Origin of the sequence: Acidovorax delafieldii (assembly GCF_007993815.1) — a bacterium.
GTDB classification, from domain to species: Bacteria; Pseudomonadota; Gammaproteobacteria; order Burkholderiales; family Burkholderiaceae_C; genus Acidovorax; species Acidovorax delafieldii.
In genome coordinates this window covers 241930-267452 of sequence record NZ_VJWE01000011.1, presented here as the reverse complement: position 1 = coordinate 267452, position 25523 = coordinate 241930, and the positions used below count along the sequence as shown (strand labels likewise).

Sequence of the window (25523 nt, the reverse complement as noted above, 5' to 3'; positions counted from 1 at the left end):
GCAGCTATCAAAAACGTAGCAAATCAGTCCCGCGTCACCCGCAGCACTTCTTCGCGGCTGGTGATGCCGGCGGCAATCAGGCGTTCGCCATCGTCCCGCATCAGCGCCATGCCACCCGCCAGCGCTGCGGTGCGGATGTCGGCCTCTGAGGCCTGGTTGTGGATCTGTGCCCGGATCGCGTCCGTGGTCACCAGCAACTCGAACACGCCCGTGCGGCCGGTGTAGCCCGTCTGGCCGCAGTGCTCACACCCGCTGCCGTGGCAGTGGCTGCAGAACTTGCGCACCAGGCGCTGGGCCAGCACGCCCAGTAGCGACGACGACAGCAGGAAGGGCTCCACACCCATGTCGGTCAGGCGCGTGACCGCGCTGGCCGCGTCGTTGGTGTGCAGGGTGGCCAGCACCAGGTGACCCGTGAGCGAGGCCTGGATGGCAATCTGCGCGGTCTCGAAGTCGCGGATTTCACCAATCATGATGATGTCCGGGTCCTGCCGCAGGATGGCGCGCAGCGCTTTGGCAAAGGTCAGCTCGATCTTGCTGTTGACCTGGGTCTGGCCCACGCCCGGCAGCTCGTATTCGATGGGGTCTTCCACCGTCATGATGTTGTTGCGCGTGGCGTCGAGCCGGCCCAGCGCCGCATACAGCGTGGTCGTCTTGCCCGAGCCCGTGGGGCCGGTGACCAGGATGATGCCGTGCGGCTGGCCGATCAGGCCCTCAAAGCGGCGCAGGGTGTCGCCCTGCATGCCCACGGCCTCCAGGCTGAGCTTGCTTTCACTCTTGTCCAGCAGGCGCAGCACAGCGCGCTCGCCGTGCGCGCTGGGCAGGGTGGAGACGCGCACGTCGATGGCGCGCGTGCCCAGGCGCAGGCTGATGCGGCCGTCCTGGGGCAGGCGTTTTTCGCTGATGTCCAGGTCGGCCATGATCTTCAGGCGCGAGATCAATGCGGCGTGCAGCGCGCGGTTGGGCTGCACCACTTCGCGCAGCGTGCCATCCACGCGAAAGCGCACGCTGCTGTGGCGCTCGTAGGGCTCGATGTGGATATCGCTCGCGCCGTCGCGCGCGGCCTGCGTGAGCAGGGCGTTGAGCATGCGGATGATGGGCGCGTCGCCGGCTGATTCCAGCAAGTCCTCGACGGCCGGCAGCTCCTGCATCATGCGCGAGAGGTCGGCGTCGCTCTCGACCTCGCTCACCACGGTGGCGGCGCTCGATTCGCTGTGCGAATAGGCCGCGCTGATGCGCTGGGCCAGGGCCGGGGCATCGAGCGCAAGCAGTTGCTGCACCGGGTGCTTGCGCAGCACTTCGGACAGCGCGCCCGCGTCGGGGCTGGGGCCGTGCCACAGCACCAGCTGGTGGCCGTCGTCCTCCAGCAGCAGCTGGGCGGTGCGGGCAAAGGCGTAGGGCAGGGGGTGGCGCATGGGTGGCGGCTCTTCTCTTCTTCAGCGTGGCGAAGTCTCTGCGGGCAGCGGGGCCAGCGGCTGCGCAGGCACCGTGGCTGCGCCGGGCTCTGCGCGCTGTGGCAGCGCGGGCAGGATGGGCGCGCCGGACACCGACTTCATCACCACGCTGGGCGCGGGCTGGGTGGTCTGCTGCAGCGCGCGGATGGCCTCGTAGCGGTCCATCATCAATGCGTCGCTGGTGGCGTTATCACGCACCACAATGGGGCGCAGGAACACCATCAGGTTGGTCTTGTTGCGGGTGCGGTTCTCGCTGCGGAACAGGTTGCCCAGCACCGGGATGTCCCCCATCACCGGCACCTTGTCCTGGCCTTGCGAGTAGCTGTCTTCCAGCAGGCCGCCAATCACGATGATGCTGCCATCGTCCACCACCACGTTCGACTCGATGGAGCGCTTGCTGGTGGTGGGGCCGTTGGCGTTGCTCAGCGTGGCGGTGTCGATCTTGGAGACCTCCTGGTAGATCGCCATCTTCACCGTGCCGTTCTCGCTGATCTGCGGACGCACCTTGAGCATCAGGCCCACGTCCTTGCGCTCCACCGTGGTGAACGGGTTCACCGTGCTGCTGCCGGTGCTGTTGGCGTACGAGCCGGTCACGAAGGGCACGTTGTTTCCGATGATGATGCGCGCCTCTTCGTTGTCCAGCGTCATCAGGTTGGGGGTGGAGAGCACGTTGGCATCGCCGCTGTTCTGCAGGAAGTTCGCCAGCGCGCCCAGGTAGTACTGGCCGTTGATGCGCGGTGCGAGCGCCAGGTTCAGGCCCTTGCCCAGCGAACTGGCCGCCGTCGCGATGGAGTTGGTGGAGCCCGAGGCCAGGGCGGCTGTCACGTTCAGAATGTTGGCACCGGCCGCGCCGGAGTTGGTGCCGATCACGCCCACGGTGCCATCGCCGTTTTTGCCCAGAATGCCCTGCCACTGGATGCCGAACTCGGCCACCTTGTTGGCAGAGACCTCGACGATCAGGCTCTCGACCAGCACCTGCGCGCGGCGGCCGTCGAGCTTGTCGATCACGTCGCGCAGCTGGCGGTACAGCGGCTCGGGCGCGGTGATGATGAGCGAGTTGGTGGTGGGGTCGGCCTGGATCTGACCGCCGGTGGAGGGCTGGTTGTTGTTGGTGCTGCTGGTGCCCATGGCGCTGGTGCTGGATCCCAGGCCGCCGCTGGTGCTGCTGCCGGACGAGCTGCCGTTGGTGGACAGCATGCCCCCGGTGCTCAGCCCGGTGCTGGGTGCGGGCGAGCTGGCACCGCCACCGCTGCTGGCCGCACCGCCATTGCCGCCACCCATGGCCGCCATGGCGGCGCGCAGGGTGGTGGCCAGCTTGGTGGCGTCGGCGTTCTTGAGGTAGACCACATGGATGTTGCCGCTGGCCGCGCTGCTGCCGGGCGCGGGGGCCTGGTCCAGCTGGGCCACCAGTGCGCGCACCTGGGCCACGCGGGCCGGGTTGGCGGCACGCAGGATCAGCGAGTTGCTGCGCGGCTCGGCGATGAGGGTGGTCTTGAACGCGGTGTCGGCCTGGCCGGGCGCGGCCGCGGCTGCGGCACCCCCGTTGGCGCTGCCGCCGTCGATCAGGCGCGACACCAGCGGTGCCAGGTCGCTGGCAATCGCGTTCTTGAGCGGAATCACCTCCACATCGCTGGCGTTGGACACATCCATGGCCGCCACGATGCGCGCCAGGCGCTGCAGGTTGTCGGCATAGTCGGTGATCACCAGCGAGTTGTTGCCGGGGTTCACGTTGATGGTGTTGTTGGGGCTGATGAGCGGGCGCAGCACCGGCACCAGATTGGCGGCGTTTTCGAAGTTGAGCTTGAAGATCTGCGTGACGATCTGCCCACCGCCGGGCGCGCTGCCCGCGTTGCCCTGCACCACGCTCACGCTGCCGCCCTGCAGCTTGGCGTCGGCCTCGGGCACCACCTTGTACAAGCCGGCCGCCTCCACCACCGTGAAGCCTTGCAGGCGCAGCGCGGCCAGGAACTGCTGGAACGCGGCGGCAGGCGTCACCGCGCGCTCGGTCACGAGGTTGAGCTGGCCTTTGACCCGTGGGTCCACCACCACGTTGCGGCCGGTGATGGTGGCCATGGTGCGGGCCACGGCCTCGATCTCGGCGTTGGCAAAGTTGAGCGTGACGGGTTCGCTGGGGCGTACGCTGCCGGTGCGGGTGTCCACCGCCGTCTGGGCGCCAATCTGGCCACAGGCGCAGGTAAATATTGCGCTGGCTGCTATGGTTTTGAGAGTGAAACGCAGACGTGGAGCAAACAGGAAAGTCATAGATTCAACCCACGGTGATGATGGAGCGCGCGCCATTGCGCCGTCCGATGATGTTCAGAAGATTGGACAGTGCGGCCTCCCGCTCGGGGGTGGCGCTGGCCTCGCCCGCAAAGCGCAGGCGGTTGCCCACCCACTGGCCGCTGCCGCTCAGTTGCAGGGCCCCGTCGAGGGTGCTGAGGGCAAGCGTGGGCACCTCGCCGCCCTGCAGCACCAGCCGGTAGCTGCCCATGGGGCGCAGGGTGGACAGGCGCGAGGACATGGCCCGCGCATCCATCTGGGCCTGGCCCGACAGCACCATGCGGCCAGCAGCCCATTGCGCCGTCAGCGCGCGTGTTTGCAGTGCCAGCTGCCCCTGCGGCTGCAGTGTGTTCCAGGGGGTGCCCAGGCCCGCCAGCAAGGCCGCCGGCCACTGGCTCTGGCCGTCGGCCACAGTGATTTGCGGGCCGGCCCAGCGCAGGTGCACCTGGGCCCGCAGGGGCTCGGGCGTGCAGCAGCCTGCGTGCAGTTGGGCGCTTAGCCCGCCCCAGGTGGGGCGCAGCTGCCAGTCCACCCGGCCGGGCAGGGCGGCGCTGTCTTTGCTGGCCTGGCCACCAGTCAACACCAGTTGGGCCGAGCCGGTCCATACCGTGCCCCTTGGCTGCAGCAACAGCACCTGTCCCTGGGTAGCGCGTGCCACGCCGCCGGCCAGCCAGTGCGCGGGCGCAAAGGCTGCCACGGCGGGTAGCACGCCGGCCAGCGCACCGGCCCATGCCCAGCCCCACGCCGTGCGGGGGGCGGAGCTGGGGGCTGGACGTGTCGGACGGAGGTTGCGGGCCACGGGGGGAATGTGTTGTTCAGGTCAGTCCGCGGGTCAGCGGGCCGGGGCGACGGGCAGGGCCAGCACCACGGTGCCATCCCAGCGGGGCATGGCCACGGGCGCGCTGCCCAGGGTGATGGGCGCATTGCCGGTGGGCGCCGCAGCAGCAGGGGCTGCGCTGCGGGTCAGCCGCGCTTCCAGCGGCGTGGCGCGGGCGTTGCTGCGGGCTTGGGCCAGCCATTGGGCCAGCGCGTCGGCCGAAGCCCCTTTGAGCGTGACCGTGGCGCGGTCGCCCGCCACGTTGAGCTGTGCCGTGTTGCCCATGCGCTGCGTGAGGGCGGTGCGCAGCGCACCCACGGCATCGCCTGGGCTGGTGGCGGGTGTGGCCTGCAGCTGCTGGGCCTCCGCCTGCAGGCTTTGCATGCGCTGCAGCTGGGCGTCGAGTGCGGCGTGCCGCGCGGGCGCAGCACGCAAGGTGCCGAGTGCTGGGGCGACGGCCACCCACCACAGCAGGGCCAGCGCCACCACCGCGGCGGCGGCCAGCACCAGGTTCTGCTCGCGGGGCGCCAGGGCTTTCCAGCGGTCCTGGAGGGCGGAGGATCGGGTCATGGGCTCACCTCGGTGCGCAGCAACAGGCTGCCATCGTCCACGCGGGCGCGGTATCCGGCGGCTTGCAGGCGGCCGGACACCACAGATTCTTCATCGGGCGCCAGGGTCACGCCACGCAGGCGCAGCTCGCCGGGCGTGTATTCGATGCTGCTGGGCAGGCGGCCATCGGGCAAGGCCGCTCCAGCCGCCGCCAGCAGGGGCTCCAGGTCGCGCGCCGAGACACTGCCGGCAGCCTGCCGCAGCTGGGCGAGTTCGCGCTCCATCTGCACCGGCGCATCGACCACCACCTGCACTTTGGGGAAGGTCTGGGTCAGGGTGTTGCGTACGCTGGCCTGCTTGGCAGTCAGCGCCTGCCGTTCTTGCCAGGCCCAGGCATTGAGCCCCACCAGGTGCGCCACCACCAGCACGCCCGCGCCCCAGCGGGCTGCACGCCACTGCGGGGCATACAGCGCCGCGCTCAGCGCGCTGCCCACTTTGCGCAGCGCGCGGGTGCTGCTGGTGCTGGACAGGTCGAACTGCGCCAGGTCCCAGTCGCCGCGGGCGGCATCGAGCGCGCGCTGGCTGGTGGTGTGCAGGGCAATGCGTTGGCCTTGCTGGCCCAGGGTGCGTTCGGCCAGCGCAGCCACGGCGGGCTCGGCGCGGACCGTGAGGGCTGGGTTGTCGCCGCTATCGGCGGCTGGCAAGCCGGCGCGTGCCAGGGTCAGGGCCATGGGGGTCAGCGGCAGCACCGCCACGCCTTGGTCGGCGCCATGGCCGGTGAGCACCACATAGGCCTCTTCGGGCGTGCCCAGGGCACACAGCTCGGGCTGGCCGCTAGCCGTGGGGCCCGGCGCAAATTCGGGCACCACGCGGGCCACGCGGCGGCCTGCGGCCTCCAGCGCCTGCAGGTGTTCGCGCAGCCAGGCGCGGTCGCACACGGCCACCCACACCGGTTCGCCAGCCTGCGCACGACTTTGTGCGCCGGGTTGCAGCGCAAAGTGCAGCTGGCTGGCATCGTCCAGCACGCGGTCTTCGAGCAGGCCTTCGAGCACGGATCGCAGCCGGGGCGTCTGCTGGCCGGCACCCAGCGGCACGCCGGCCGGAATGGTCACGCGCTGCCACGACAGCGCCCGTGCGGGCACCACGGCCACGACCTCGCCGCCGGGGCGGGTGGGCTCGGGCAGCAGGGCAGCGGGTGCGGTGGCGTGCTGGAGGGCGGAATGGCCGTCTGCCGTGAGCGTGTAGGCGTACTCGGAGGCGGGTCCCGGGCGGGCCGGCGGCAGGAAAAGGATCAGGGTGCTCATGGGCGGGTTTTGCGGGCCATTTTAGGGGGCGGGCGTGACGCAGCGGCGGTGTCGGTGGGTGCAGTGTGAGGGTTGTTACACCCTCAGCGCTGTGCCCCGGGCAGCAGTTGCGTGGTTTCCCGGTCGAAGGCGCCGCGTTCGCGCCACAGTGTGGTCACGTCGATGCCCTGTTTGCGCACCAAAGAGCGCTCGTCCACCATCGCATCGCCCAGGCGCAGGCGGCCCCGCACTTCGAAGTACGAAGAGGCCACGGCGTGGGCACTTTCGTTGATGTCGATGCTGGCGCCCACCAGGTCGCGCACGTCGCTGAGGGTGCGGAAGTGCCGCGCCTCGCGCGTCTGCACGATCTTCTGGGCCGTGGCGCTGTCCAGCCCGTCGATGGCGGCCATGAGCACGTTGATGTCGGCGGTGTTCAGGTTGACCGGGGTGCGCACAGGCAACAGCGTCACATGCGGGGCGAGCGCCGCCACTGTGGCCGGGGTCAGGCCCAGCCACCCCAGCTGGGTCACGCTGGGCGGCAGAAGGGGGGCGGAACCGCTGTCGGTGCCTGCACCCGCCTGCGCCCGGCGCAGGCCGTCGATCAGGGTGCTCAGTTGTTGTCCGGGCAGGCCCAGGCGCTCGAACAATCGGGTGAACTGCCGCAGTGCCACGGCCTGCACCTGCCCGCCCTCCGCGAGGTTGGTGATGTTCAGGCGGCCCTGCAGGTCGGTGATCTGGCCGGACAGGAAGGCCTCGGTGGTGTCGGTGCTGGCATCGTCCACCTGGGTCACGTTCTTGTCGGCCGCGAGGAAGGTGGACAGCCGGGCCTCCTGCAGAGGGATGGCCCAGGGCTCGGCCAAGTGGTCGGCCCCGCCGGAGCGCCCATCCTCGCGCAGGATGAGCCGCGACCAGTCGAGCGCACCGACCAAAATCCAGGTGGACTGCACGTGGCCGCGCTCGGCCGTCTCGACCTCCACCGCGCGCCACTGCTGCCACATCGCGGCCGCCGCAAAGGTGGCGACCAGCGTGACGGTGAGCATGGCGGCGAGCAGGGCGGCGCCGTGCTCCTTGCGTCTGTGCCACTGGCACCGCCAACGCGCGAGCCGGTGGGTGCTCATGTCCTGCCTCCGCCCAGCACCGGGTTGACCCAGTCTCGCGTGAGCTGGCCCGTCAGCGCCAGGCCCGGGGGCAGGGTGATCTGCAGGCGGATGCCGTCCGGGATGGCCGAGGTGCTGTCGCCCGTCGGGGTGCCCGTGCTCGACTGTGGGTTGGACCACGCGCCACCCCGGTAGTAAAAGATCTGCCAGTTGTCCAGCGGCAGCAGCGTCACCTCGTAGCGCCGCTCGGCGTCGCCCGGCGTACGCGCCCACTGGGCGGCCTGCTCCCAGGCCTGCCGCCAGTCGGCTCGGGTGCGCACTGGCGGCGACTGCCAGCGCAGCCACTGGCCCACGCCCTGGTTGTTGTTGCGGCGGGTCCAGGCCACCACCAGCGCACCCTCGTCGGGTACGGCGCTGCTGCGGCGGGTGAGGCGCAGCACCTGGCCGTCCCAGTCCAGCGGCGTGGTGTTGGCAACGGGCATCAGGGCGTCCAGGTCCGTACCCCACTGCCCCAGCGCAGCCTGCAGCACCAGCATCTCGTCTGCCCGCTGGCGCGTGGACTCCTGCGCCCGCACCATGCCATCGAGCCCGCGCCAGCTCAGGATGGCGATCAACGCCATGACGCTGATCGCGACCAGCAACTCGATGAGTGTGAAGCCGCGCGGGGCCGTGCCCCCACTGCTGAGGCGCCGGCGCGAGGCCTGAGCAACTGGCGCGGCCCAGGCCAGCGGACGCCGCGCAAGGGTCGCCCCGCCGCGCTGGCGGCGACCCCCTGCCCGCATTGCACAGCAATGCGAGAGCGGGGGGAAGGCCCGCAGGGCCTCAGGGGGGTGTTCCATCAATACCTTCCAATGATGGTGGAGAGGCGCAGGATGGAGTTGTCCCCGTCCAGCACCTGCGCATCGATGCGCCGAAAACTCGGGTTGGGCGTAGGCCGCACGATGGTCACCACCTGCAGCTGGCGCCCGGCCTGCTCGCAGGTCAGGTTGCTGTCACCCACACTGGGCATCTGGCGCGAGAGCCGGGCCTTGACCAGCTCGTTCTCCGCGCACAGCTGCGCGAGCACGATGTCGGACTGCCGCAGGGCGTTGCGCGTGAGCGCCGTCGTGGCCTGCAGCCCCGCCATGAGGGCAATGGCCACGATGGCCAGCGCCACCAGCACTTCCACCAGCGTGAAACCCCGGTGGCCGATGAGAGGGCGGCGCATCCTCACTGCACCGCATCCACGGAAAACGGGCGCACACCGTCGGTGGCAATGCGCAGGGTGCGGTCGGGGGAGGACTGGTGGGTGATCAGCACCTGCTGCGGGCCGATCAGGGGCTCGGGGCCCAGTAGCAGCACTGCCGGCCCGCGCACCACGGTGCCAGGGTCCAGCCACTGGTTGGGCAGAGCGGCCTGCGCGCTGCGCGGCAGCCCTTCAAAGCGGAAGCCCCCCGGCAGCGCGCGCCAGCGCACGGGGATGCCCCCTGCGCGGGACTGTGCACGCGCGGATTCGAGCAGCGCCGCCAGCCGTGCGGCTTCCCGCTCCAGCTGCGTCTGTCCGCCATCGCGCATCGCCAGCCCCACGCCCGCCGTGGCCAGCGCCATGATGCTGATGACCACCAGCAGCTCCAGGAGGGTGAATCCGCGCGAGCGGTTCATGAAGCTGCGCGATGGGCGGTCGCAACGGTGACGGCGCATCCACCAGGCGCACGGCCGCAGCGCCGGGCCGCCCCAAGCAAGGCCCGGCCCCATGCACCAGCGAAGCGCGGGGCGAGCCTGCTGCGGGGAGCAGGGAGTGACACGCCAGTGCACGACCGTGGGGACCACATCTCTTTACTGCCAGCTGCCAATATCGGCGTCCTTGCCTTCGCCGCCCGACTGGCCATCGGCGCCGAACGACATCACGTCGATCTCGCCCTTGATGCCGGGGTTGAGGTATTGGTAAGGGCGGCCCCAGGGGTCGTTGGGCAGCTTTTCCAGGTACAGCTTCCAGTTGCCGGGTACGGGGCCCGCAGTGGGCTTGATGACCAGCGACTGCAGGCCCTGCTCGGCCGTGGGGTAGCGCTGGTTGTCCAGGCGGTAGAGCTTGAGCGCCTGCATGATGTTGGTGATGTCGGTGCGGGCGGCCGTCACGCGGGCATCGTCGGCACGTTCGAGCACGTTGGGTACGATCAGCGCGGCCAGCACGCCGATGATCACCAGAACCACCATCAGCTCGATGAGGGTGAAACCACGGACCACGGACTTGGCAACGCGGCGGGGGGCGGAACGCACGAGGAGGGAGAAAGAAGTGTTCACTGCTGGCGGTCTCTCGGATGGTCGAATCGCGTGAATCATAATCCCCGCATGGTGACCAATACGTACAGCAAATGGGGCGTCCGCCTGGGGACTCTGGTGCTCTGGGCAGCAGCCGGCGCCAGTGTGGTCTATTGGGGGCTGCGCCTGTCGGCGCCTTCGTCCGCTTCCTCCGCCTCGGCAGTGGCGCCCGCCCCGGTGGCCATGGACGCGCAGGCGCTGGCGCGTTTGCTGGGTGCTGCGCCTGCAGCCCCTGGCGTGGCAGCGCCGGTGGCACCCACCGCGAGCCGGTTCACGCTGATCGGGGTGCTGTCGGGGCGCAGCAGCGGCGGCGGTGCGGCACTGATTGCCGTGGACGGCAAGCCCGCCAAGCCCTTCCGTGTGGGCGCTGCGGTGGACGAAGGCCTGGTGTTGCAGGCCCTGGGCCCCCGCCAGGCGCAACTGGGGACCAGCATGGGCGGACCCGCTACGGTGACGCTGGACATGCCGCTCAAGAACTAGGCCCCTGCTGGCCTACAGCTTCAGGCCAGTTCCCTGATTTCCCATTCCCCCCAGCCCGGTGCCGCCACCGGCCAGTCCTCTGAGCGGGGCAGGGCGCTCTCACCCCGCTCCTGCAACCAGGCCACGCAGCGGGCCACTCCGGCGTGGGTGATCCACACCACCTCCTTCACGCCCTGTTCGGTGCGCCACGCCTGGGCGGTCTGCAGGGCTGCTGCCACGCGGTGCAGCATGTGGGCCAGGCTTTCGCCCCCGCCGGGTGTGTGGGTGGCGAATCCGGCCACCCAGGTGTCGATGGCACTTTTGCCGATGGCGTCCCAGGGCTGCCCTTCCCAGCGGCCGAAGTCCATCTCGCGCAGCCGGGCGTCGGGAGTGAAGGTCAAATCCGGTCTGAGCGCTTGTAATTCATGCGCCAGCAGCTCACATCTTTGTAGCGTGGAATACGCCACGCACGCAGCGCGCCCCTCGGGGGGAAGGGCCGTTGCCAAGCGCTCTGCCGCAGCGCGGGTGGCCTGCGCGTCGGCAGGCACGTCCCACGCGCCATAGCAAGTACCCCGGGGAACCAGCGGGGCTGCATGGCGCACCAGCCACAGGCGGCTGCTGGTGGCGGCAGGGGGGGGCGTCATAGCCATCGCAGTGCGATGGCCACGCCCAGGTAGAACCCGATCTCGCTCACCTGCTGCGTGGCGCCTAGGCAGTCGCCGGTGAAGCCTTGCAGCCGTCGGGCGAACCAGCGCGCCATCCAGCCCGCGCAGAGCGCGCTGAGAGCGATGGGCGCTACCAAAAAAAGAGCTGTCTGGGCATATCCGACTAGCGCAAGGGGCGGAAAACACCATAAAAGTGCCGCAACCAGTGCCTGGCCGGAGATCTGGTCGGCCAGCGGCTTGCTTTTGGAGCGCGCCGTGTCACCCACATGCGGCAGGCTGCGCACGATGAGCAGGGGCCAAAAGCGCGACAACACGTGCGCGCCGACCAGGGCCGCCAGTGCCACCGGCAGGCTGTGCGCCCCCAGCAGCGCCAGCAGGCTGAGCTTGGCCAGTAACGCCAGCACTAGCGCCATGGCCCCGAAGGCGCCGATGCGCGAGTCCTTCATGATGTCCAGCGCGCGTTCGCGGTCGTAGCTGCCGCCCAGGCCGTCGGCCACGTCGGCCAGGCCGTCTTCATGAAAGCCGCCGGTCATCAGCACCGTGGCGATGGTGCAGAACACGGCGGCCACGGCCGGGGCAAGCGGGTTGGGCGCCAGCGCCCAGTGCAGCGCGGCATACACGGCCGTGGACAGAAGCGCCGCCAGCCAGCCGATGCCCGGAAAGTGCGCCGCGCTGGCCCGCAGCATGGCCGGGCTGTAGCCCACCCAGTTCGCCAGCCGCCCAGTGACGGGGATGCGGGTGAAGAACTGCACGGCCAGCAGGTAGTGGCGCAGGGCTTGCATGGTGTGCAGCTGGTGCTCGATGCTTCTGATTTGATAGCTGTCAAGGCATTTTCAACTAGCGCTTGCAGCCATTTTTGACATTATTTGGAGCGCAGGAACAGGCGGTAGGCCGGGTTCAGCGTTTCTTCCACATAGGGGTAGCCCAGCGTGGCCAGGAAGGCGTCGAAGGCCGCCTTGTCTTCGGGCGGCACCTGCATGCCCACCAGGATGCGGCCATAGTCCGCGCCCTGGTTGCGGTAGTGGAACAGGCTGATGTTCCAGGTCGGCTGCATCAGGCTCAAAAATTTGAGCAGCGCACCGGGCCGCTCGGGGAAGGTAAAGCGCATCAGGCGCTCGTCCTGCGCCAGCGCCGAGTGCCCGCCCACCAGGTGGCGCAGGTGTTCCTTGGCCAGCTCGTCGTGCGTCAGGTCCAGCGCCTCGAAACCGTGGCGGTTGAAGTTCTTGGCGATCTTTTCCGATTCGCCTTTGCCATTGGTGGTCAGGCCCACGAACACATGGGCGCGGGCGGCGTCGCTGATGCGGTAGTTGAACTCGGTCACGTTGCGCGGGCCGCCGGGCAGGCCGCCGACCACCTCGCAGAAGCGGCGGAAGCTGCCGCGCTCTTCCGGAATGGTGACAGCGAGCAGCGCCTCGCGCTCCTCGCCCACCTCGGCCCGCTCGGCCACGAAGCGCAGCCGGTCGAAGTTCATGTTGGCGCCGCACAGGATGGCAGCGTAGGTCTCGCCCTTGGTCTTGCGTTGGGCCACGTACTGCTTGATGGCAGCGACAGCCAGCGCCCCGGCGGGCTCGACGATGCTGCGCGTGTCCACAAAGATGTCCTTGATGGCGGCGCAGACGGCGTCGGTATCGACGGTGATGTAGTCATCCACCAGGCCCTGTGCCACGCGGAAGGTTTCCTCTCCCACCAGCTTCACGGCCGTGCCGTCGGAGAACAGGCCCACATCGGCCAGCGTCACGCGCTCATGGGCCTGCACCGACTGGATCATGGCGTCCGAGTCGTTCATCTGCACCCCGATCACCTTGATCTCGGGGCGCACGGCCTTGATGTAGTTGGCCACACCCGAGATGAGTCCGCCGCCGCCAATGGCCACGAACACGGCATCGAGCTGGTTGCTGCCCAGGCTTTGCAGCTGGCGCAGGATCTCCATGGCGATGGTGCCCTGGCCGGCAATCACGTCCGGGTCGTCGAACGGGTGCACGAAGGTCAGGCCCTGTTCCTTTTCCAGCTGGACGGAATGGCCGTAGGCGTCGGAATAGCTCTCTCCAAACAGCACGACCTCGCCACCGAGCGTCTTCACGGCATCAATCTTGAGCTGCGGCGTGGTGGTGGGCATCACGATCACGGCGCGCGTGCCCAGCCGGTGGGCGCTCATGGCCACGCCCTGGGCGTGGTTGCCGGCCGAGGCGCAGATCACGCCGCGCTGCAGCTGCTCGGGCGTGAGGTGCGCCATCTTGTTGTAAGCGCCCCGCAACTTGAAGCTGAACACGGGCTGCTGGTCTTCGCGCTTCAGGAGTACCTTATTGTGCAGGCGGCGGCTGAGGTTCTTGGCGGGCTCCAGCGCCGACTCCACCGCCACGTCGTACACGCGGGCAGTCAGGATTTTCTTGAGGTAGTCGGCGGGGGTGAGGTGCTGGGTCATGGCAGGTGCAGGAGGAGAGCCCCACCGGCGCAGGGCGGCGGGCGGGGGCCCACATCATAGGGCGTCGCCCTGGCGAGGGGCCGAGGCATCCGGGACGGCAACCTGCCGTGGGACGGTGCGAGCGGGCAAAAAAAAGCCCCGGGCCGTGAGGCCTGGGGCTAATCCATCCTTTGAGGAGATGGAGGAGACAATCGGTGCGAGGCAAGTGCCGGGTTCCGGGCTTCTTGCCGCCTGCCGGTTCCTTTCTGTTCGAAAGCGGCAGCGCATGGACGAAGTTTAGCGCGAGTCTTGTTGCGATGCAGCAAAATTCGCATCAAATTCTTTTCGTTTCGGTTTTCCGTGCGAAAAAAACCACGTGTCACACAGGAGAAACACAAATGGAATGCACAGTCAGTTGGACCGGCGGGGCGGGAACCCGTTCTGGCATGGGTTTTGTGGCCGAAACCGGCAGCGGCCATGTTTTGACCATGGATGGCGCCCCCGATGCCGCCAACCCCGCCAACGGCGGCCAGAACCTGGCGCCCCGGCCCATGGAGACCGTGCTGGCGGGCACGGGCGGGTGCACCGCCTATGACGTGGTGCTGATCCTCAAGCGCGGCCGCCATGACGTGCGCGGCTGCAGCGTCAAGTTGACGACGGAACGTGCGCAGACCGACCCGAAGGTGTTCACCAAGATCCACATGCACTTCACCGTCACGGGCAAGGGCATACCCCCAGCCGCCGTGGAGCGCGCGATTGCCATGAGCCACGACAAGTACTGCTCGGCCAGCATCATGCTGGGCAAGACAGCCGAAATCACCACCGGCTTCGAAGTGCTGGAGGTCTGAGGGGGCGCGTGTAGTGGTCTGGACTGCCAAGCTGAGCGGGTTGCGGCGCGTATGTTTTGGTGCGCCTGCTGCCTGCGTGAGCCAGCTTGGGGTTCAAAGATAGTGCGCCGTGGTGGTCATGACCTTGGCGGCGCCTTTCATGGCAAGGCGGACCGGGGCGGGCAATTCCAGCGCACCGGCGGCGCGGGCCTGGTCTGCGTGCCGCTCCTCGTCCTGCTTCATCCGGGCGACCACGGCCCTTGACGCCTGGTCTTGCTCGGGAAGCCTGTCGAGGTGGCTTTGCAGATGCGCGGCCACCTGGGTTTCCGTCTCCACCACAAAACCCAGGTTGGCCCGGTCGCTGACCTTGGCAGCCACCAGCCCGAGCGCAAAAGCCCCTGCGAACCACAGAGGGTTGAGCAGGCTGGGGCGTGCGCCCAGTGCGTCCAGGCGCTGTTGTGTCCATGCCAAATGGTCGGTCTCTTCGCGCGCCGCTGCCTGCAGGTGGTCCCGCAGGGCGGGGTCACGGGTGACGGCCGCCTGCGCACTGTAGAGTGCCTGGGCGCACACTTCCCCCACATGGTTCACACGCATCAGGGCTCCCGCCAGCTTTCTCTGCGCAGGATCCAGCGACGCCTCGGGCACGCCGTGTGCCGGTGTCTGTTCGGAAGCGCGGGGTTGGGCAAACAGTGTGCGCAGCGCGTTGTCTGCGGCAGTCAAAAAAGCGTCCATGGAAAGCTCTCGAATGGCAATGGCGTTGAAACACAAATTGCACTTGGATACAAAAAACCGCAAGGCAAGGCACAGGAGTTGCATGCAGCAATTGTGATTTTGCCCGTGCGCACTGAAATGTTGCAACACTGCAACGAATTTCCCCTTTCGGGGCGATTGTGGGTGAATTCCTTTGCGAAACCCGGCCGGGTCTGGTGCAATAAGAGCAACTTCCCCACCAGGAGGTTGGCCCGGGAAACCGGCGGGACTGTGCAGGTGCTTTCACCATAGACCCCCCGTACCGGAGCCCGATGTTTAACCTTGGAGTAACTCGCAATGAAAAAATCCCTGATTGCCCTGGCTGTGCTGGCTGCTTCCGGCGCTGCAATGGCTCAATCTTCCGTGACCCTGTTCGGCGTGGTTGACGCAACCTACGCTTACGGTTCCGGCAGCGTCTCTAACAAGTCGCAACTGACGAACTCCGGCTACAACAGCAGCCGTCTGGGTTTCCGCGGCGTTGAAGACCTGGGTGGCGGCATGTCCGCTTCGTTCTGGCTCGAAGCTGGTCTGAACAACGACAACGGCACCGGCGGCGTTACCAACACCAACAACCAAGCAGCTACCAGCACTGGCGGCGGCCTGACTTTCAACCGTCGCTCGACGGTTAGCCTGAACGGCGGCTTCGGTGAAGTGCGTCTGGGCCGTGACTACACCCCCCAATTCTGGAACCTGACCGTGTTCGATCCGTTCGGCACGAACGGCGTGGGCACCACCCAAACCCTGAACTCCAGCCTGGGCGGCCCTACCACCATCCGCGCGTCGAACTCCATCGGCTACTTCCTGCCTGGCAACCTGGGTGGTTTCTACGGCCAAGCCCAGTACTACATGGGTGAGAACAACAGCAACGCTGCCAACAAGAAGGACGGCAACGGCCTGGCACTGCGCGCTGGTTACGCTAACGGCCCCATCAACGCCGCTATCGCTTTCTCCGAAACCAAGTTCCTGACGGGCAACATCAAGGCTGTGAACCTGGGCGGTCAATACGACCTGGGCGTGGCCAAGATCATGGCTCACTACAACCAAGACAAGATCAGCGGCGGCAACGACGGCAAGGGCTTCCTGATCGGTGGTCTGGTGCCCGTGGGCGCTGGCGAAGTTCGTCTGGCCTACTCCACCTACAAGATCGACACCGTTGGTGCTGATCCCCGTTCCAACAAGCTGGCTCTGGGCTATGTGCACAACCTGTCCAAGCGCACGGCTCTGTACGCAACGTACGCTCACCTGACCAACAAGAACGGCGCTGCACAAGCTCTGAACGGCGCTGTGACTGGTGTGAACAGCAACTCCAACGGTTACGACTTCGGTATCCGTCACAGCTTCTGATATCGTCAGCTGGCTTTGGCCAGTTGTTGATATACAAGCTCAAAAGCCGCCCTCGGGCGGCTTTTTTCATTTCTCGGGTTGCTTGTTTGTTTTGTCCCTGAGAGAGCCTTTGTCGGTGTGTTTGGGTTGATTCCAATTGACTCCCTGGTTGGTGTTCCAAGGAGGAACGCTCATGCGGAGCTTTGGCTGTGTTTTGCGGCCGATTGCCTCCATGCGCCCGGTGTTCCCGTAGCGACTAGGGGCTCAAGAACCGCGGTTAGGAGGCCCAACGTCGGTACATCGGCCCAAAATTTATTGAAAAGGTGCCGAGGCGATATCGCCCTCGTGAGCAACCGCATGAGTGCCAATGGGTACTCGCGAAAGCAAAGTTTTAGCTGGCACCAACCTTGCATGACGAAAGCGTTGCCAGCGCAGTTATAGGCCCTTCATGGCATCGGGGATTCAGGGATTTCCCGTTGGCTATAGAGCAACCTTTACTGCATAGTAAAACTTTTAATGAAGAGGGTTCCATGAAACTCAACCACAGTCTTTTGTCGGTGGCTGCTGCCGCCGCGCTGCTGTTTGCGCCATCATTGCAGGCCAAGCCCTTCAAATGGGCCAGTCAGGGGGAAATCGCGACCTGGGACATTCACTCCCAAAATAATGCGCTGCAAAACGGCCTTCATGCCAATGTGTATGAAAGCCTGGTGTACTACAACAGCAAGACGTTCGATGTGGAACCCGTGCTGGCGACGGCCTGGAAGGAGATCAGCCCCACGCAGGTGCGCTTCACGCTGCGTCAGGGCGTGAAGTTCCATGATGGTTCGCCGCTGACCACCGACGATGCGGTGTACTCCATCCAGCGGGCCATGGCCAAAACGTCCAACTTCACCCCCTACGTTCAGGGGATCAGCAAAGTGGTGAAGGTGGATGCGCAGAACTTTGACGTCATTCTGTCCTCGCCCAATCCGGTTCTGCTGCGTCAGATGACCGAGTTGCGCATCATGAGCAAGGCTTGGGCGGAAAAGAACAAGTCGGTAGAGCCCAAAGACATCAAGGGCACCGACGAAAACTTTGCCCACCGCAACGCCATGGGCACAGGCCCTTACACCCTGGAGTCGTGGCAGCCTGATGTGAAGATGGTGTTCAAGCGCAACCCCAACTGGTGGGGCAAGATGGACGGCAATGTGACCGAGATCGTCTACACACCCATCAAGTCTGCAGCCACACGCATTGCTGCACTGTTGTCGGGTGAAGTGGATCTGGTGCTCGACCCGTCACCCCAGGATCTGGGTCGCTTGCGCGCCAGCCCTGACTTGAAGGTGATTGATGGTGTGGAGAACCGCACAATTTTCCTCGGCATGGACCAGTTCCGGGAAGAGCTGCCGGGCTCGAACATCAAGGGCAAGAACCCGCTCAAGGATGTACGGGTGCGCAAGGCGCTCTACCAGGCGATTGATGCAGAAACCATCTCGCGCAACATCATGCGCGGTCTGGGCAAGCCCACGGGCACCATCGTTGCGCCGCAAGTGGCTGGCTACACAGAGGCTGTTGGCAAGCGTTTCCCATACAGCGTTGATGCATCCAAGAAGCTGCTGGCCGAGGCGGGTTACCCCGATGGCTTTGAAGTGGATTTCGCCTGCCCTAACAACCGCTACATCAACGACGAAGCCATCTGCCAGGCCGTGACGGCCATGTGGGCGCGCGTGGGGGTGAAAGCCAAGCTGCGCACGCTGCCGCTGGTCAACTACTTCCCGATGATCCAGCGCTACGAAGCCAGCATCTACATGCTGGGCTGGGGCGTGCCGACATTCGACGCGCTGTACAGCCTGCAATCGCTGGTGCGCACCGTGGGCCAAGGCGGTGACGGCAACTACAACGTGGGTCGCTACAGCAACCAGCGCATGGACTACTTGGTGGACCGCATCAAGGCCGAAACCGATGCACCGGTGCGCGCCCGCATGCTGACCGAGGCGCTGCAACTGTCCAACGACACTGTGTCCCACATTCCTCTGCATGACCAGGTGATCCCATGGGCCATGAAGAAGAACATCGAACTGGTGCACCGTGCCGATAACCGCGTGGACATGCGCACCGTCAAGGTGAACTGATTTATTCTTGACAGACTGAAAGCAAGGGCCGTGCGGCCCTTGCTTTCTTTGGTATATCTGACGATGTATTGACCCGCAGTGCCTCAGCCACCAAAAGTGGCGGCGGCACTTCCATCGAACACTCACTCGACTCTCTGATGCTTGCCTTTATTTTGCGCCGCCTGATACAGGCTGTGATTGTCATGGTCACGGTGGCCTTCATCTCCTTCATGCTGTTCCAGTACGTGGGAGACCCCGTGGTGTTCCTGCTGGGCCAGGACGCCACCCCCGAGCAGATCCGCGAGTTGCGCAGCGCCCTCGGCTTGGACAAATCCTTCTTTGTGCAGTTCTGGCACTTTCTGGTGAATGCAGCGCAGGGTGAGTTTGGACTGAGCCTGCGCCAAGGTGCCAAGGTGTCGCGCCTGATTGCCGAGCGCTTCCCGGCCACTCTCGAGTTGGCGCTGGTAGCGGCCCTTCTCGCCCTGGTCATTGGTGTGCCGATGGGCGTGTATGCCGCCCTCAAGCGCGGCACCTTCACCAGCCAGCTGTTCATGACACTGTCCCTGCTGGGAGTGTCCCTGCCCACCTTCCTGATCGGCATCTTGTTGATTTTGGTGTTTGCCGTACACCTGGGCTGGTTCCCCAGCTTTGGTCGGGGTGAGGTCGTGCAGCTGGGCTGGTGGAGCACCGGCTTGCTCAAGGCCAAGGGCTGGCACCACATCACCCTGCCTGCGATCACGCTGGCCATCTTCCAGCTCACGCTGATCATGCGGCTGGTGCGGGCCGAAATGTTGGAGGTGCTGCGCACCGACTACATCAAGTTCGCCCGGGCTCGTGGCCTGTCCAATCGGGCCATCCATTTTGGCCACGCCCTCAAGAACACTCTCGTGCCCGTGCTGACCATCACAGGTCTGCAACTGGGTGGCCTGATCGCCTTTGCCATCATTACCGAGACGGTGTTCCAGTGGCCAGGCATGGGCCTGCTGTTCATCCAGGCGGTGACCTTCGCTGACATTCCCGTGATGGCCGCTTACCTGTGCCTGATTGCGTTGATCTTTGTGGTGATCAACCTGGTGGTGGACCTGCTGTACTTCGCGGTCGATCCTCGACTGCGCGTTGGCAAGGCAGGAGGCCATTGATGCAAGGCCCCCGTTTGAAAGCTGGTGGCCGCGCCTTCGCTCACATCGCGCAGTACCACCCTGAGTTGACGGCACTGCGGCGTGACCTGCATGCCCATCCGGAGCTGGGTTTTGAAGAGATCTACACCAGCAAACGCGTCAAGGAAGCGCTGAAGCTCTGCGGTGTGGATGAGATCCACGAAGGCATCGGGCGCACGGGTGTGGTGGGCGTCATTCGTGGGCGCAGCAGCGCCAGCGGTAGCATGGTGGGCCTGCGCGCCGACATGGATGCCCTGCCGCTGACCGAGCACAACGACTTCGCCTGGAAGTCCTGCAAGCAGGGCCTCATGCACGGCTGCGGCCATGACGGTCACACCGCCATGCTGATTGGCGCTGCGCGCTACCTGGCCGAAACCCGCAACTTCGATGGCACCGCCGTGCTGGTGTTCCAGCCGGGCGAAGAAGGCTTTGCCGGTGCCCGCGTGATGATGGAAGACGGGTTGTTTGACCGCTTCCCCGTGCAGTCCATCTTTGCCATGCACAACTGGCCCGCAATGAAGCCCGGCACCGTGGGGATCAATGCCGGTCCGATGATGGCAGCCGCCGACCGTTTCACGGTCGAGATCACTGGGCGTGGCGGCCACGGCGCGCACGCCTACCAGACGGTGGACGTTGTGCTGGTCGCGGCCCACATCATCACCGCAGCGCAGAGCATCGTTTCGCGCAATGTGCGGCCCATCGACAGTGCGGTGGTCAGCCTGTGCGCGATGCAGGCAGGCGACCTGGGTGCCTTCAGCGTGCTGCCCGGCACGGCCACGCTGGTGGGCACCGTGCGCACCTTCGACCCGCTGGTGCAGGAGATGGTGGAAAAGCGCCTCAAGGAGTTGTGCAGCGCCATTGCGCTCGGCTTCGGTGCCACGGCCACGGTGCACTACGAACGCATCTACCCCGCCACCATCAACAGCGAAAGCGAAGCCATCTTCGCGGGCGATGTGGCCGAGTCGCTGCTGGGGGCCGACCACGTGGTGCGCGACCTGGAGCCCAGCATGGGCGCTGAAGACTTCTCTTTCATGCTGCAGAACAAGCCGGGGGCCTACCTGCGCATTGGCCAGGGCACAGGATCGAGCGGCAGCGCCTTGCACAACAGTCGGTATGACTTTAACGATGACATCCTGCCGCTGGGCGCTGCGCTGCATGCCAGCCTGATCGAGCAGGCCATGCCGCTGCCCGCGCTCTGATCAGGCGCGGGCGTCTGACTTCTCCACGCACACACCGCTCACCCACCGGAAGTCTTCGTACCCTTCCATCCCACCCTTTCACTACCAGGAGATTTCCATGAAATTCCAGAAAAAAGTCGCTGTGACCGCTCTCTTCGCTGCGCTGGCTGCGACGAGTTTGGTAGCTCAGGCACAGACCGTTCGCATCGCCAACCAGGGCGATGCCCTGTCGATGGACCCGCACTCACTCAACGAGTCGCTACAGCTGAGCGTGACCAGCAACGTTTACGAACCGCTGGTGGGCCGCAACAAGGACCTGAGCCTTGCGCCCGCATTGGCTACCAGCTGGAAGCAGATTGCCCCCACCGTGTGGCGCTTCGAACTGCGCAAGGGTGTGCAATTCCACGACGGCACGCCGTTCACGGCCGACGATGTGGTGTTTAGCTTCGCCCGCATGAAGGGCGATGGCTCTGACATGAAGGCCACCAACAGCGACATCAAGCAGGTGCGCAAGATCGACGACCACACGGTCGAGATCGACACCATGGCTCCCCAGCCCATCCTGCCAGACGTGATCACCACGTCCTACATCATGAGCAAGAAGTGGTGCGAGACCAATCAGGCCACAACCCCGGTAGACCGCCGCAAGGGCATCGAGAACGCGGCGTCGTTCCGCGCCAATGGCACCGGCCCCTTCCGCCTGCGTGAGCGCCAGCCCAACGTGCGCACGGTGTTCGTGCGCAATGGCGCTTACTGGGACAAGATCGAAGGCAACGCCACCGAAGTTGTGTTCACGCCCATCGGCAACGATGCCACGCGCGTGGCGGCCCTGCTGTCGGGCGAAGTGGACGTGATGGAGCCTGTGCCCGTGCAGGACATCGAGCGTATCAACGGCAGCGCCAATGCCCGCGCCATCACTGGCCCTGAGCTGCGCACCATCTTCCTGGGCATGGACCAGAAGCGCGACGAGCTGCTGTACTCCAACGTCAAGGGCAAGAACCCCTTCAAGGACAAGCGCGTGCGCCAGGCCTTCTACCAGGCCATCGACATCGAAGGCATCAAGAAGACCGTGATGCGCGGCGCCTCCAACCCCTCCGCGCTGATGGTGGGCCCCGGCATCAACGGCTTCCAGCCGGATGTCAAGCGCCTGCCCTATGACGTCGAAGCCGCCAAGAAGCTGATGGTTGAAGCCGGTTACCCCAACGGCTTTGAAGTCACCATGAACTGTCCCAACGATCGCTACGTGAACGACGGCCGCATCTGCCAGACGGTGGCTGCCAACCTGTCGCGCATCAACGTCAAGATCAACCTCGCGGCCGAGACCAAGGGCACGTACTTCCCCAAGGTGCTGCGCCGTGACACGAGCTTCTACATGCTGGGCTGGACCCCCACCACCTACGACTCGCACAACGCCCTGAATGCGCTGATGATCTGCCCCGACGACAAGACCGGAGCGGGCCAGTTCAACCTGGGTGCGTATTGCAACCCCAAGCTGGACGAACTGACCAAGAAGATCCTGGTCGAGACCGACAAGCCCAAGCGCGATGCCATGATCAAGGAAGCCTTCGATGTGCACACCGCCGACGTGGGGCACCTGCCGCTGCACCAGCAGGCGCTGGCCTGGGGGGTGAGCAAGAAGGTCAAGCTGGTGCAGATGGCCGACAACTACATGCCTTTCAAGTGGATCACCGTGAGCAAGTAATCCTGCTTGTTCCCGCCTGATCGATACGACGACTACAACAACGACAACGCCATCGGCTGATTCAAGCCCGCAACAACACCCGCAGCTACCCGTTGCGCGTGTTGTTGCCTGTTGATTGGTTTCCCACAATGAAAACTACCCTTGCCCGCTGGTTCGACAGCGACGTTGGCTACAGCTTCCGCACATCGCCGGTCGCCATGCTGGCCGCCGCCATTGCGCTGATTTGCCTGTTCTGTTCGGTGTTCGCCGGATGGGTGGCGCCCCACAACCCGTTCGACCTCACCACGTTGGAGCTGAGCGACGCGCGGCTGCCCCCTGCGTGGAGCGAAATGGGCTCCATGAAATACCCCCTGGGCACCGATGACCAGGGCCGTGACATCCTGTCCGCACTGATCTACGGTGCGCGCATCTCCCTCGTGGTCGGCATTGCCTCGGTGCTGCTCTCCGTGGTGGTGGGTGTGGCCTTCGGTCTGCTGGCCGGTTTCCGGGGCGGCTGGGTGGATGCTGTGCTCATGCGCCTGTGCGATGTGATGCTCTCCTTTCCTGCCATCCTGGTCGCGCTGCTGATTGCTGGCGTGGGCCGTGCGCTGTTTCCCAATGCGCACGAGTCGCTGGCGTTCGGGGTGCTGATCCTCTCCATCTCCCTCACCGGCTGGGTGCAATATGCCCGCACGGTGCGCGGCTCCACGCTGGTGGAGCGCAACAAGGAATACGTGCAGGCGGCCCGTGTGACGGGGGTCCCGCCGCTGCGCATCATGCGCAAGCATGTGCTGCCCAACGTGATGGGGCCCGTGCTGGTGCTGGCCACCATCCAGGTGGCCACGGCCATCATCACCGAAGCCACGCTGTCCTTCCTGGGTGTGGGCGCTCCGCCCACTTCGCCCTCGCTGGGCACGCTGATCCGCATCGGCAACGACTACCTGTTCTCGGGCGAATGGTGGATCACCGTGTTTCCTGGCGCCATGCTGGTGCTGATTGCGCTGTCGGTCAACCTGCTGGGTGACTGGCTGCGCGATGCCCTGAACCCGCGCCTGCGTTGAGCCACAACAAGAACAAGAAAAGCGATATCTCCATGAGCCTTCTCGAAGTCAAAAACCTCGTTGTCGAATTCCCGGGTCGCCGCGGTACCCTGCGCGCCCTGGACGACATTTCCTTCTCCATTGCGCCCGGCGAGATCCTGGGCGTGGTGGGGGAGTCCGGCGCCGGCAAGTCACTCACCGGCGCGGCCATCATCGGCCTGCTGGAGCCGCCGGGCCGTGTGGCCTCGGGCCAGATCCTGCTGGAGGGCCAGCGCATCGACAACCTCAGCAATGAGGAAATGCGCCACATCCGCGGCCGCCGCATTGGCGCGATCTTTCAGGACCCGCTGACCTCGCTGAACCCGCTGTACACGGTGGGCCGACAGCTCACCGAAACCATCCTGGCGCACCTGCCGGTCAACGCCGCTGAAGCGCGCCAGCGTGCCATTCAGTTGCTCAAGGACACCGGCATCCCGGCAGCTGAAGAGCGCATTGACCACTATCCGCACCAGTTTTCCGGTGGAATGCGCCAGCGTGTGGTGATCGCCTTGGCCCTGGCGGCCGAGCCCAAACTCATCGTGGCCGACGAGCCCACCACGGCGCTGGATGTGTCCATCCAGGCGCAGATCATCACGCTGCTCAAGAACATCTGCAAATCGCGCGGTGCAGCTGTGATGCTGATCACCCACGACATGGGCGTGATTGCCGAAACCTGTGATCGCGTGGCCGTGCTGTACGCCGGTCGCGTGGCCGAGATCGGCCCGGTGCACGATGTGATCAACCAGCCATCGCACCCCTACACCAGCGGTCTCATGGCCTCCATCCCCGACATGACGATGGACCGTGAACGTTTGAACCAGATCGATGGCGCCATGCCGCGCCTGAACGCCATTCCCCGTGGCTGCGCCTACAACCCCCGCTGCCCCAAGACCTTTGACCGCTGCATGACCGACCGCCCCGACCTGATGGATGCAGGCGCTACACGCGCTGCATGCTGGCTGCACGCTGGTGCCGCGACCCAAGCCGAGGTGACCGCATGAGTGCCACAGCAACGAAAAGCAAGGCCCTGGTCCAGGCGCACGACCTGGCCAAGACCTTTGACGTCTCCGCTCCCTGGCTCAACCGTGTGATCGAACGCAAGCCCCGCACCCTGTTGCATGCGGTGGATGGCGTGAGCTTCGAGATCGAGAAGGGCAAGACGCTGGCCCTGGTGGGCGAGTCCGGCTGCGGCAAGAGCACCGTGGCCCGCCTGCTGGTGGGGTTGTACGAGCCCACCCGCGGCGGCCTCACCTTCGACAACCAGGACGCGCACGCCGCCTTCAAGGGCAACGATGCCAAGGCCATGCGCCGCCGCATCCAGATGATCTTCCAGGACCCGTACGCCAGCCTGAATCCGCGCTGGCTGGTGGAGGACATCATCGGAGAGCCGCTGAAAGAACACGGCCTCATCACCGACAAGGAACAGCTCAAAACCCGCGTGGGCGAGTTGCTCAAGTCCGTGGGGCTGTCGCCGCTGGACATGGTCAAGTACCCGCACCAGTTCTCGGGCGGGCAGCGCCAGCGCATCTCGATTGCACGCGCCCTGGCCACCGAACCCGAGTTCCTGGTGTGCGACGAGCCCACCAGCGCGCTCGATGTGTCGGTGCAGGCACAGGTCCTCAACATCATGAAGGACCTGCAGCGCGAACGGCAGCTCACCTACCTGTTCATCAGCCACAACCTGGCCGTGGTGCGCCACGTGAGCGATCAGGTCGGCGTGATGTACCTGGGCCGGCTGGTCGAGCTGGCCGACAAACACACGCTGTTTGATACGCCGCGTCACCCCTACACGCGCATGTTGCTCGATGCCATCCCCAAGATGCACGACACCGGCAAGGCCCGCACCCCCGTGCAGGGCGAGGTGCCGAACCCGCTGAACCCGCCGCCCGGTTGTGCGTTCAACCCCCGCTGCCCGCATGTGAACGACCGCTGCCGCACCGAGCGCCCCCAGCTCCTGAGCATTGGCGGCATTCGCATTGCGTGCCATGCGGTGGAGGAAGGGCGGATCTGATGCCAGCCGCCACGCGGGTGTGCTGACGCGCGGCGGAGGGACTCATCCGGCATTGCTACTGGCACAGTAGCGATTGCTATCAATAAAATAGCTGCTAGCGCAATGAACACCTGCGCTTGCGGCTATT

Annotated in this window: 24 protein-coding genes; 10 read left to right on the top strand and 14 right to left on the bottom strand. The window is 65.8% G+C overall.

The genetic code is table 11. The annotated features are described in order from the left end of the window. Positions 1-23: 23 nt before the first annotated feature. The 10 genes from ATF69_RS03940 to gspG all read right to left on the bottom strand — a co-directional run bounded on the left by ATF69_RS03940 (position 24) and on the right by gspG (position 9733). Positions 24-1412 carry a GspE/PulE family protein gene (locus ATF69_RS03940; RefSeq protein WP_121941984.1) on the bottom strand — a complete coding sequence of 463 codons (1389 nt, stop codon included), beginning with the start codon at positions 1410-1412 and terminating at the stop codon, positions 24-26. Between the two features lie 21 nt (positions 1413-1433). Next, on the bottom strand, positions 1434-3713 hold the full coding sequence (gene gspD, locus ATF69_RS03935) for a type II secretion system secretin GspD (RefSeq protein WP_146869953.1): 2280 nt from the start codon (positions 3711-3713) through the stop codon (positions 1434-1436). A gap of 4 nt (positions 3714-3717) precedes the next feature. Then, positions 3718-4530 (bottom strand): type II secretion system protein N, encoded by an 813-nt coding sequence (gene gspN, locus ATF69_RS03930; protein ID WP_099731216.1) that lies wholly within the window; start codon positions 4528-4530, stop codon positions 3718-3720. 33 nt (positions 4531-4563) lie between these two features. After that, positions 4564-5118, bottom strand: a complete 555-nt coding sequence (gene gspM / locus ATF69_RS03925) for a type II secretion system protein GspM (protein WP_099731215.1) — start codon at positions 5116-5118, stop codon at positions 4564-4566. Further along, complete coding sequence (gene gspL, locus ATF69_RS03920; protein WP_099731214.1) at positions 5115-6401, bottom strand: type II secretion system protein GspL; 1287 nt, start codon at positions 6399-6401, stop codon at positions 5115-5117. The genes gspM and gspL overlap by 4 nt, the downstream gene beginning before the upstream one ends. Before the next feature lie 83 nt (positions 6402-6484). After that, a complete protein-coding gene (gene gspK, locus ATF69_RS03915; RefSeq protein WP_146869952.1) occupies positions 6485-7498 on the bottom strand; it encodes a type II secretion system minor pseudopilin GspK in 1014 nt (337 codons plus the stop codon). Beyond that, complete coding sequence (locus ATF69_RS03910) at positions 7495-8316, bottom strand: PulJ/GspJ family protein (RefSeq protein WP_208758690.1); 822 nt, start codon at positions 8314-8316, stop codon at positions 7495-7497. Before ATF69_RS03910 ends, gspK begins: the two co-directional genes overlap by 4 nt. Then, positions 8316-8684, bottom strand: a complete 369-nt coding sequence (gspI, locus tag ATF69_RS03905) for a type II secretion system minor pseudopilin GspI (RefSeq protein ID WP_056059169.1) — start codon at positions 8682-8684, stop codon at positions 8316-8318. The genes ATF69_RS03910 and gspI overlap by 1 nt, the downstream gene beginning before the upstream one ends. A gap of 2 nt (positions 8685-8686) precedes the next feature. Continuing rightward, the gene (locus tag ATF69_RS03900; RefSeq protein WP_056059165.1) at positions 8687-9118 is read right to left on the bottom strand and encodes a prepilin-type N-terminal cleavage/methylation domain-containing protein; all 432 of its coding nucleotides are present in this window, start codon (positions 9116-9118) and stop codon (positions 8687-8689) included. 174 nt (positions 9119-9292) lie between these two features. Continuing rightward, entirely contained in the window at positions 9293-9733 is a 441-nt protein-coding gene (gene gspG, locus ATF69_RS03895; RefSeq protein ID WP_146869951.1) for a type II secretion system major pseudopilin GspG, read from the bottom strand. 72 nt (positions 9734-9805) lie between these two features. On the opposite strand from gspG, the gene ATF69_RS03890 reads away from it, so the two are divergent. Then, entirely contained in the window at positions 9806-10255 is a 450-nt protein-coding gene (locus ATF69_RS03890) for a type II secretion system protein N (protein ID WP_146869950.1), read from the top strand. A gap of 20 nt (positions 10256-10275) precedes the next feature. Here the strand turns inward: ATF69_RS03890 and ATF69_RS03885 are convergent, their stop codons facing one another. The 3 genes from ATF69_RS03885 to ilvA all read right to left on the bottom strand — a co-directional run bounded on the left by ATF69_RS03885 (position 10276) and on the right by ilvA (position 13321). Beyond that, the gene (locus ATF69_RS03885; protein WP_146869949.1) at positions 10276-10878 is read right to left on the bottom strand and encodes a histidine phosphatase family protein; all 603 of its coding nucleotides are present in this window, start codon (positions 10876-10878) and stop codon (positions 10276-10278) included. Continuing rightward, the gene (cobS, locus tag ATF69_RS03880; protein ID WP_146869948.1) at positions 10875-11681 is read right to left on the bottom strand and encodes an adenosylcobinamide-GDP ribazoletransferase; all 807 of its coding nucleotides are present in this window, start codon (positions 11679-11681) and stop codon (positions 10875-10877) included. Before cobS ends, ATF69_RS03885 begins: the two co-directional genes overlap by 4 nt. A gap of 80 nt (positions 11682-11761) precedes the next feature. After that, the gene (ilvA, locus tag ATF69_RS03875) at positions 11762-13321 is read right to left on the bottom strand and encodes a threonine ammonia-lyase, biosynthetic (protein WP_015012579.1); all 1560 of its coding nucleotides are present in this window, start codon (positions 13319-13321) and stop codon (positions 11762-11764) included. A gap of 377 nt (positions 13322-13698) precedes the next feature. Here ilvA and ATF69_RS03870 point away from each other — a divergent pair, with 377 nt between their 5' ends. After that, positions 13699-14148, top strand: coding sequence for an OsmC family protein (locus tag ATF69_RS03870; RefSeq protein ID WP_056745242.1), 450 nt, complete (start codon positions 13699-13701; stop codon positions 14146-14148). A gap of 93 nt (positions 14149-14241) precedes the next feature. Here the strand turns inward: ATF69_RS03870 and coq7 are convergent, their stop codons facing one another. Continuing rightward, complete coding sequence (coq7, locus tag ATF69_RS03865) at positions 14242-14859, bottom strand: 2-polyprenyl-3-methyl-6-methoxy-1,4-benzoquinone monooxygenase (RefSeq protein WP_146869947.1); 618 nt, start codon at positions 14857-14859, stop codon at positions 14242-14244. 315 nt (positions 14860-15174) lie between these two features. Between coq7 and ATF69_RS03860 the strand changes: the two genes are divergently transcribed. The 8 genes from ATF69_RS03860 to ATF69_RS03825 all read left to right on the top strand — a co-directional run bounded on the left by ATF69_RS03860 (position 15175) and on the right by ATF69_RS03825 (position 25396). Next, a complete protein-coding gene (locus ATF69_RS03860; RefSeq protein WP_146869946.1) occupies positions 15175-16221 on the top strand; it encodes a porin in 1047 nt (348 codons plus the stop codon). Positions 16222-16730: 509 nt separating this feature from the next. Then, positions 16731-18311 carry an ABC transporter substrate-binding protein gene (locus ATF69_RS03855; protein ID WP_116748959.1) on the top strand — a complete coding sequence of 527 codons (1581 nt, stop codon included), beginning with the start codon at positions 16731-16733 and terminating at the stop codon, positions 18309-18311. A gap of 137 nt (positions 18312-18448) precedes the next feature. Then, the gene (locus tag ATF69_RS03850; protein WP_015012584.1) at positions 18449-19429 is read left to right on the top strand and encodes an ABC transporter permease; all 981 of its coding nucleotides are present in this window, start codon (positions 18449-18451) and stop codon (positions 19427-19429) included. Further along, the gene (locus ATF69_RS03845) at positions 19429-20646 is read left to right on the top strand and encodes a M20 aminoacylase family protein (RefSeq protein ID WP_015012585.1); all 1218 of its coding nucleotides are present in this window, start codon (positions 19429-19431) and stop codon (positions 20644-20646) included. Before ATF69_RS03850 ends, ATF69_RS03845 begins: the two co-directional genes overlap by 1 nt. Before the next feature lie 97 nt (positions 20647-20743). Then, positions 20744-22327 carry an ABC transporter substrate-binding protein gene (locus tag ATF69_RS03840; protein ID WP_056059145.1) on the top strand — a complete coding sequence of 528 codons (1584 nt, stop codon included), beginning with the start codon at positions 20744-20746 and terminating at the stop codon, positions 22325-22327. Between the two features lie 128 nt (positions 22328-22455). Next, positions 22456-23367 carry an ABC transporter permease gene (locus tag ATF69_RS03835; RefSeq protein ID WP_056059141.1) on the top strand — a complete coding sequence of 304 codons (912 nt, stop codon included), beginning with the start codon at positions 22456-22458 and terminating at the stop codon, positions 23365-23367. 32 nt (positions 23368-23399) lie between these two features. Then, positions 23400-24386 carry an ABC transporter ATP-binding protein gene (locus ATF69_RS03830; protein WP_108498609.1) on the top strand — a complete coding sequence of 329 codons (987 nt, stop codon included), beginning with the start codon at positions 23400-23402 and terminating at the stop codon, positions 24384-24386. Then, positions 24383-25396 (top strand): ABC transporter ATP-binding protein, encoded by a 1014-nt coding sequence (locus ATF69_RS03825; protein WP_056059138.1) that lies wholly within the window; start codon positions 24383-24385, stop codon positions 25394-25396. Before ATF69_RS03830 ends, ATF69_RS03825 begins: the two co-directional genes overlap by 4 nt. The last annotated feature ends 127 nt before the right edge of the window (positions 25397-25523 follow it).

Excerpts from the sequence above, each read along its gene's own strand:
- ATF69_RS03940 (WP_121941984.1), bottom strand. The coding sequence starts at position 1,412 with ATGCGCCACCCCCTGCCCTACGCCTTTGCCCGCACCGCCCAGCTGCTG.
- gspD (WP_146869953.1), bottom strand. The coding sequence starts at position 3,713 with ATGACTTTCCTGTTTGCTCCACGTCTGCGTTTCACTCTCAAAACCATA.
- gspM (WP_099731215.1), bottom strand. The coding sequence starts at position 5,118 with ATGACCCGATCCTCCGCCCTCCAGGACCGCTGGAAAGCCCTGGCGCCC.
- gspL (WP_099731214.1), bottom strand. The coding sequence starts at position 6,401 with ATGAGCACCCTGATCCTTTTCCTGCCGCCGGCCCGCCCGGGACCCGCC.
- gspK (WP_146869952.1), bottom strand. The coding sequence starts at position 7,498 with ATGAGCACCCACCGGCTCGCGCGTTGGCGGTGCCAGTGGCACAGACGC.
- ATF69_RS03910 (WP_208758690.1), bottom strand. The coding sequence starts at position 8,316 with ATGGAACACCCCCCTGAGGCCCTGCGGGCCTTCCCCCCGCTCTCGCAT.
- gspI (WP_056059169.1), bottom strand. The coding sequence starts at position 8,684 with ATGCGCCGCCCTCTCATCGGCCACCGGGGTTTCACGCTGGTGGAAGTG.
- ATF69_RS03900 (WP_056059165.1), bottom strand. The coding sequence starts at position 9,118 with ATGAACCGCTCGCGCGGATTCACCCTCCTGGAGCTGCTGGTGGTCATC.
- ATF69_RS03890 (WP_146869950.1), top strand. The coding sequence starts at position 9,806 with ATGGTGACCAATACGTACAGCAAATGGGGCGTCCGCCTGGGGACTCTG.
- ATF69_RS03885 (WP_146869949.1), bottom strand. The coding sequence starts at position 10,878 with ATGACGCCCCCCCCTGCCGCCACCAGCAGCCGCCTGTGGCTGGTGCGC.
- cobS (WP_146869948.1), bottom strand. The coding sequence starts at position 11,681 with ATGCAAGCCCTGCGCCACTACCTGCTGGCCGTGCAGTTCTTCACCCGC.
- ilvA (WP_015012579.1), bottom strand. The coding sequence starts at position 13,321 with ATGACCCAGCACCTCACCCCCGCCGACTACCTCAAGAAAATCCTGACT.
- ATF69_RS03870 (WP_056745242.1), top strand. The coding sequence starts at position 13,699 with ATGGAATGCACAGTCAGTTGGACCGGCGGGGCGGGAACCCGTTCTGGC.
- coq7 (WP_146869947.1), bottom strand. The coding sequence starts at position 14,859 with ATGGACGCTTTTTTGACTGCCGCAGACAACGCGCTGCGCACACTGTTT.
- ATF69_RS03860 (WP_146869946.1), top strand. The coding sequence starts at position 15,175 with ATGAAAAAATCCCTGATTGCCCTGGCTGTGCTGGCTGCTTCCGGCGCT.
- ATF69_RS03855 (WP_116748959.1), top strand. The coding sequence starts at position 16,731 with ATGAAACTCAACCACAGTCTTTTGTCGGTGGCTGCTGCCGCCGCGCTG.
- ATF69_RS03850 (WP_015012584.1), top strand. The coding sequence starts at position 18,449 with ATGCTTGCCTTTATTTTGCGCCGCCTGATACAGGCTGTGATTGTCATG.
- ATF69_RS03845 (WP_015012585.1), top strand. The coding sequence starts at position 19,429 with ATGCAAGGCCCCCGTTTGAAAGCTGGTGGCCGCGCCTTCGCTCACATC.
- ATF69_RS03840 (WP_056059145.1), top strand. The coding sequence starts at position 20,744 with ATGAAATTCCAGAAAAAAGTCGCTGTGACCGCTCTCTTCGCTGCGCTG.
- ATF69_RS03835 (WP_056059141.1), top strand. The coding sequence starts at position 22,456 with ATGAAAACTACCCTTGCCCGCTGGTTCGACAGCGACGTTGGCTACAGC.
- ATF69_RS03830 (WP_108498609.1), top strand. The coding sequence starts at position 23,400 with ATGAGCCTTCTCGAAGTCAAAAACCTCGTTGTCGAATTCCCGGGTCGC.
- ATF69_RS03825 (WP_056059138.1), top strand. The coding sequence starts at position 24,383 with ATGAGTGCCACAGCAACGAAAAGCAAGGCCCTGGTCCAGGCGCACGAC.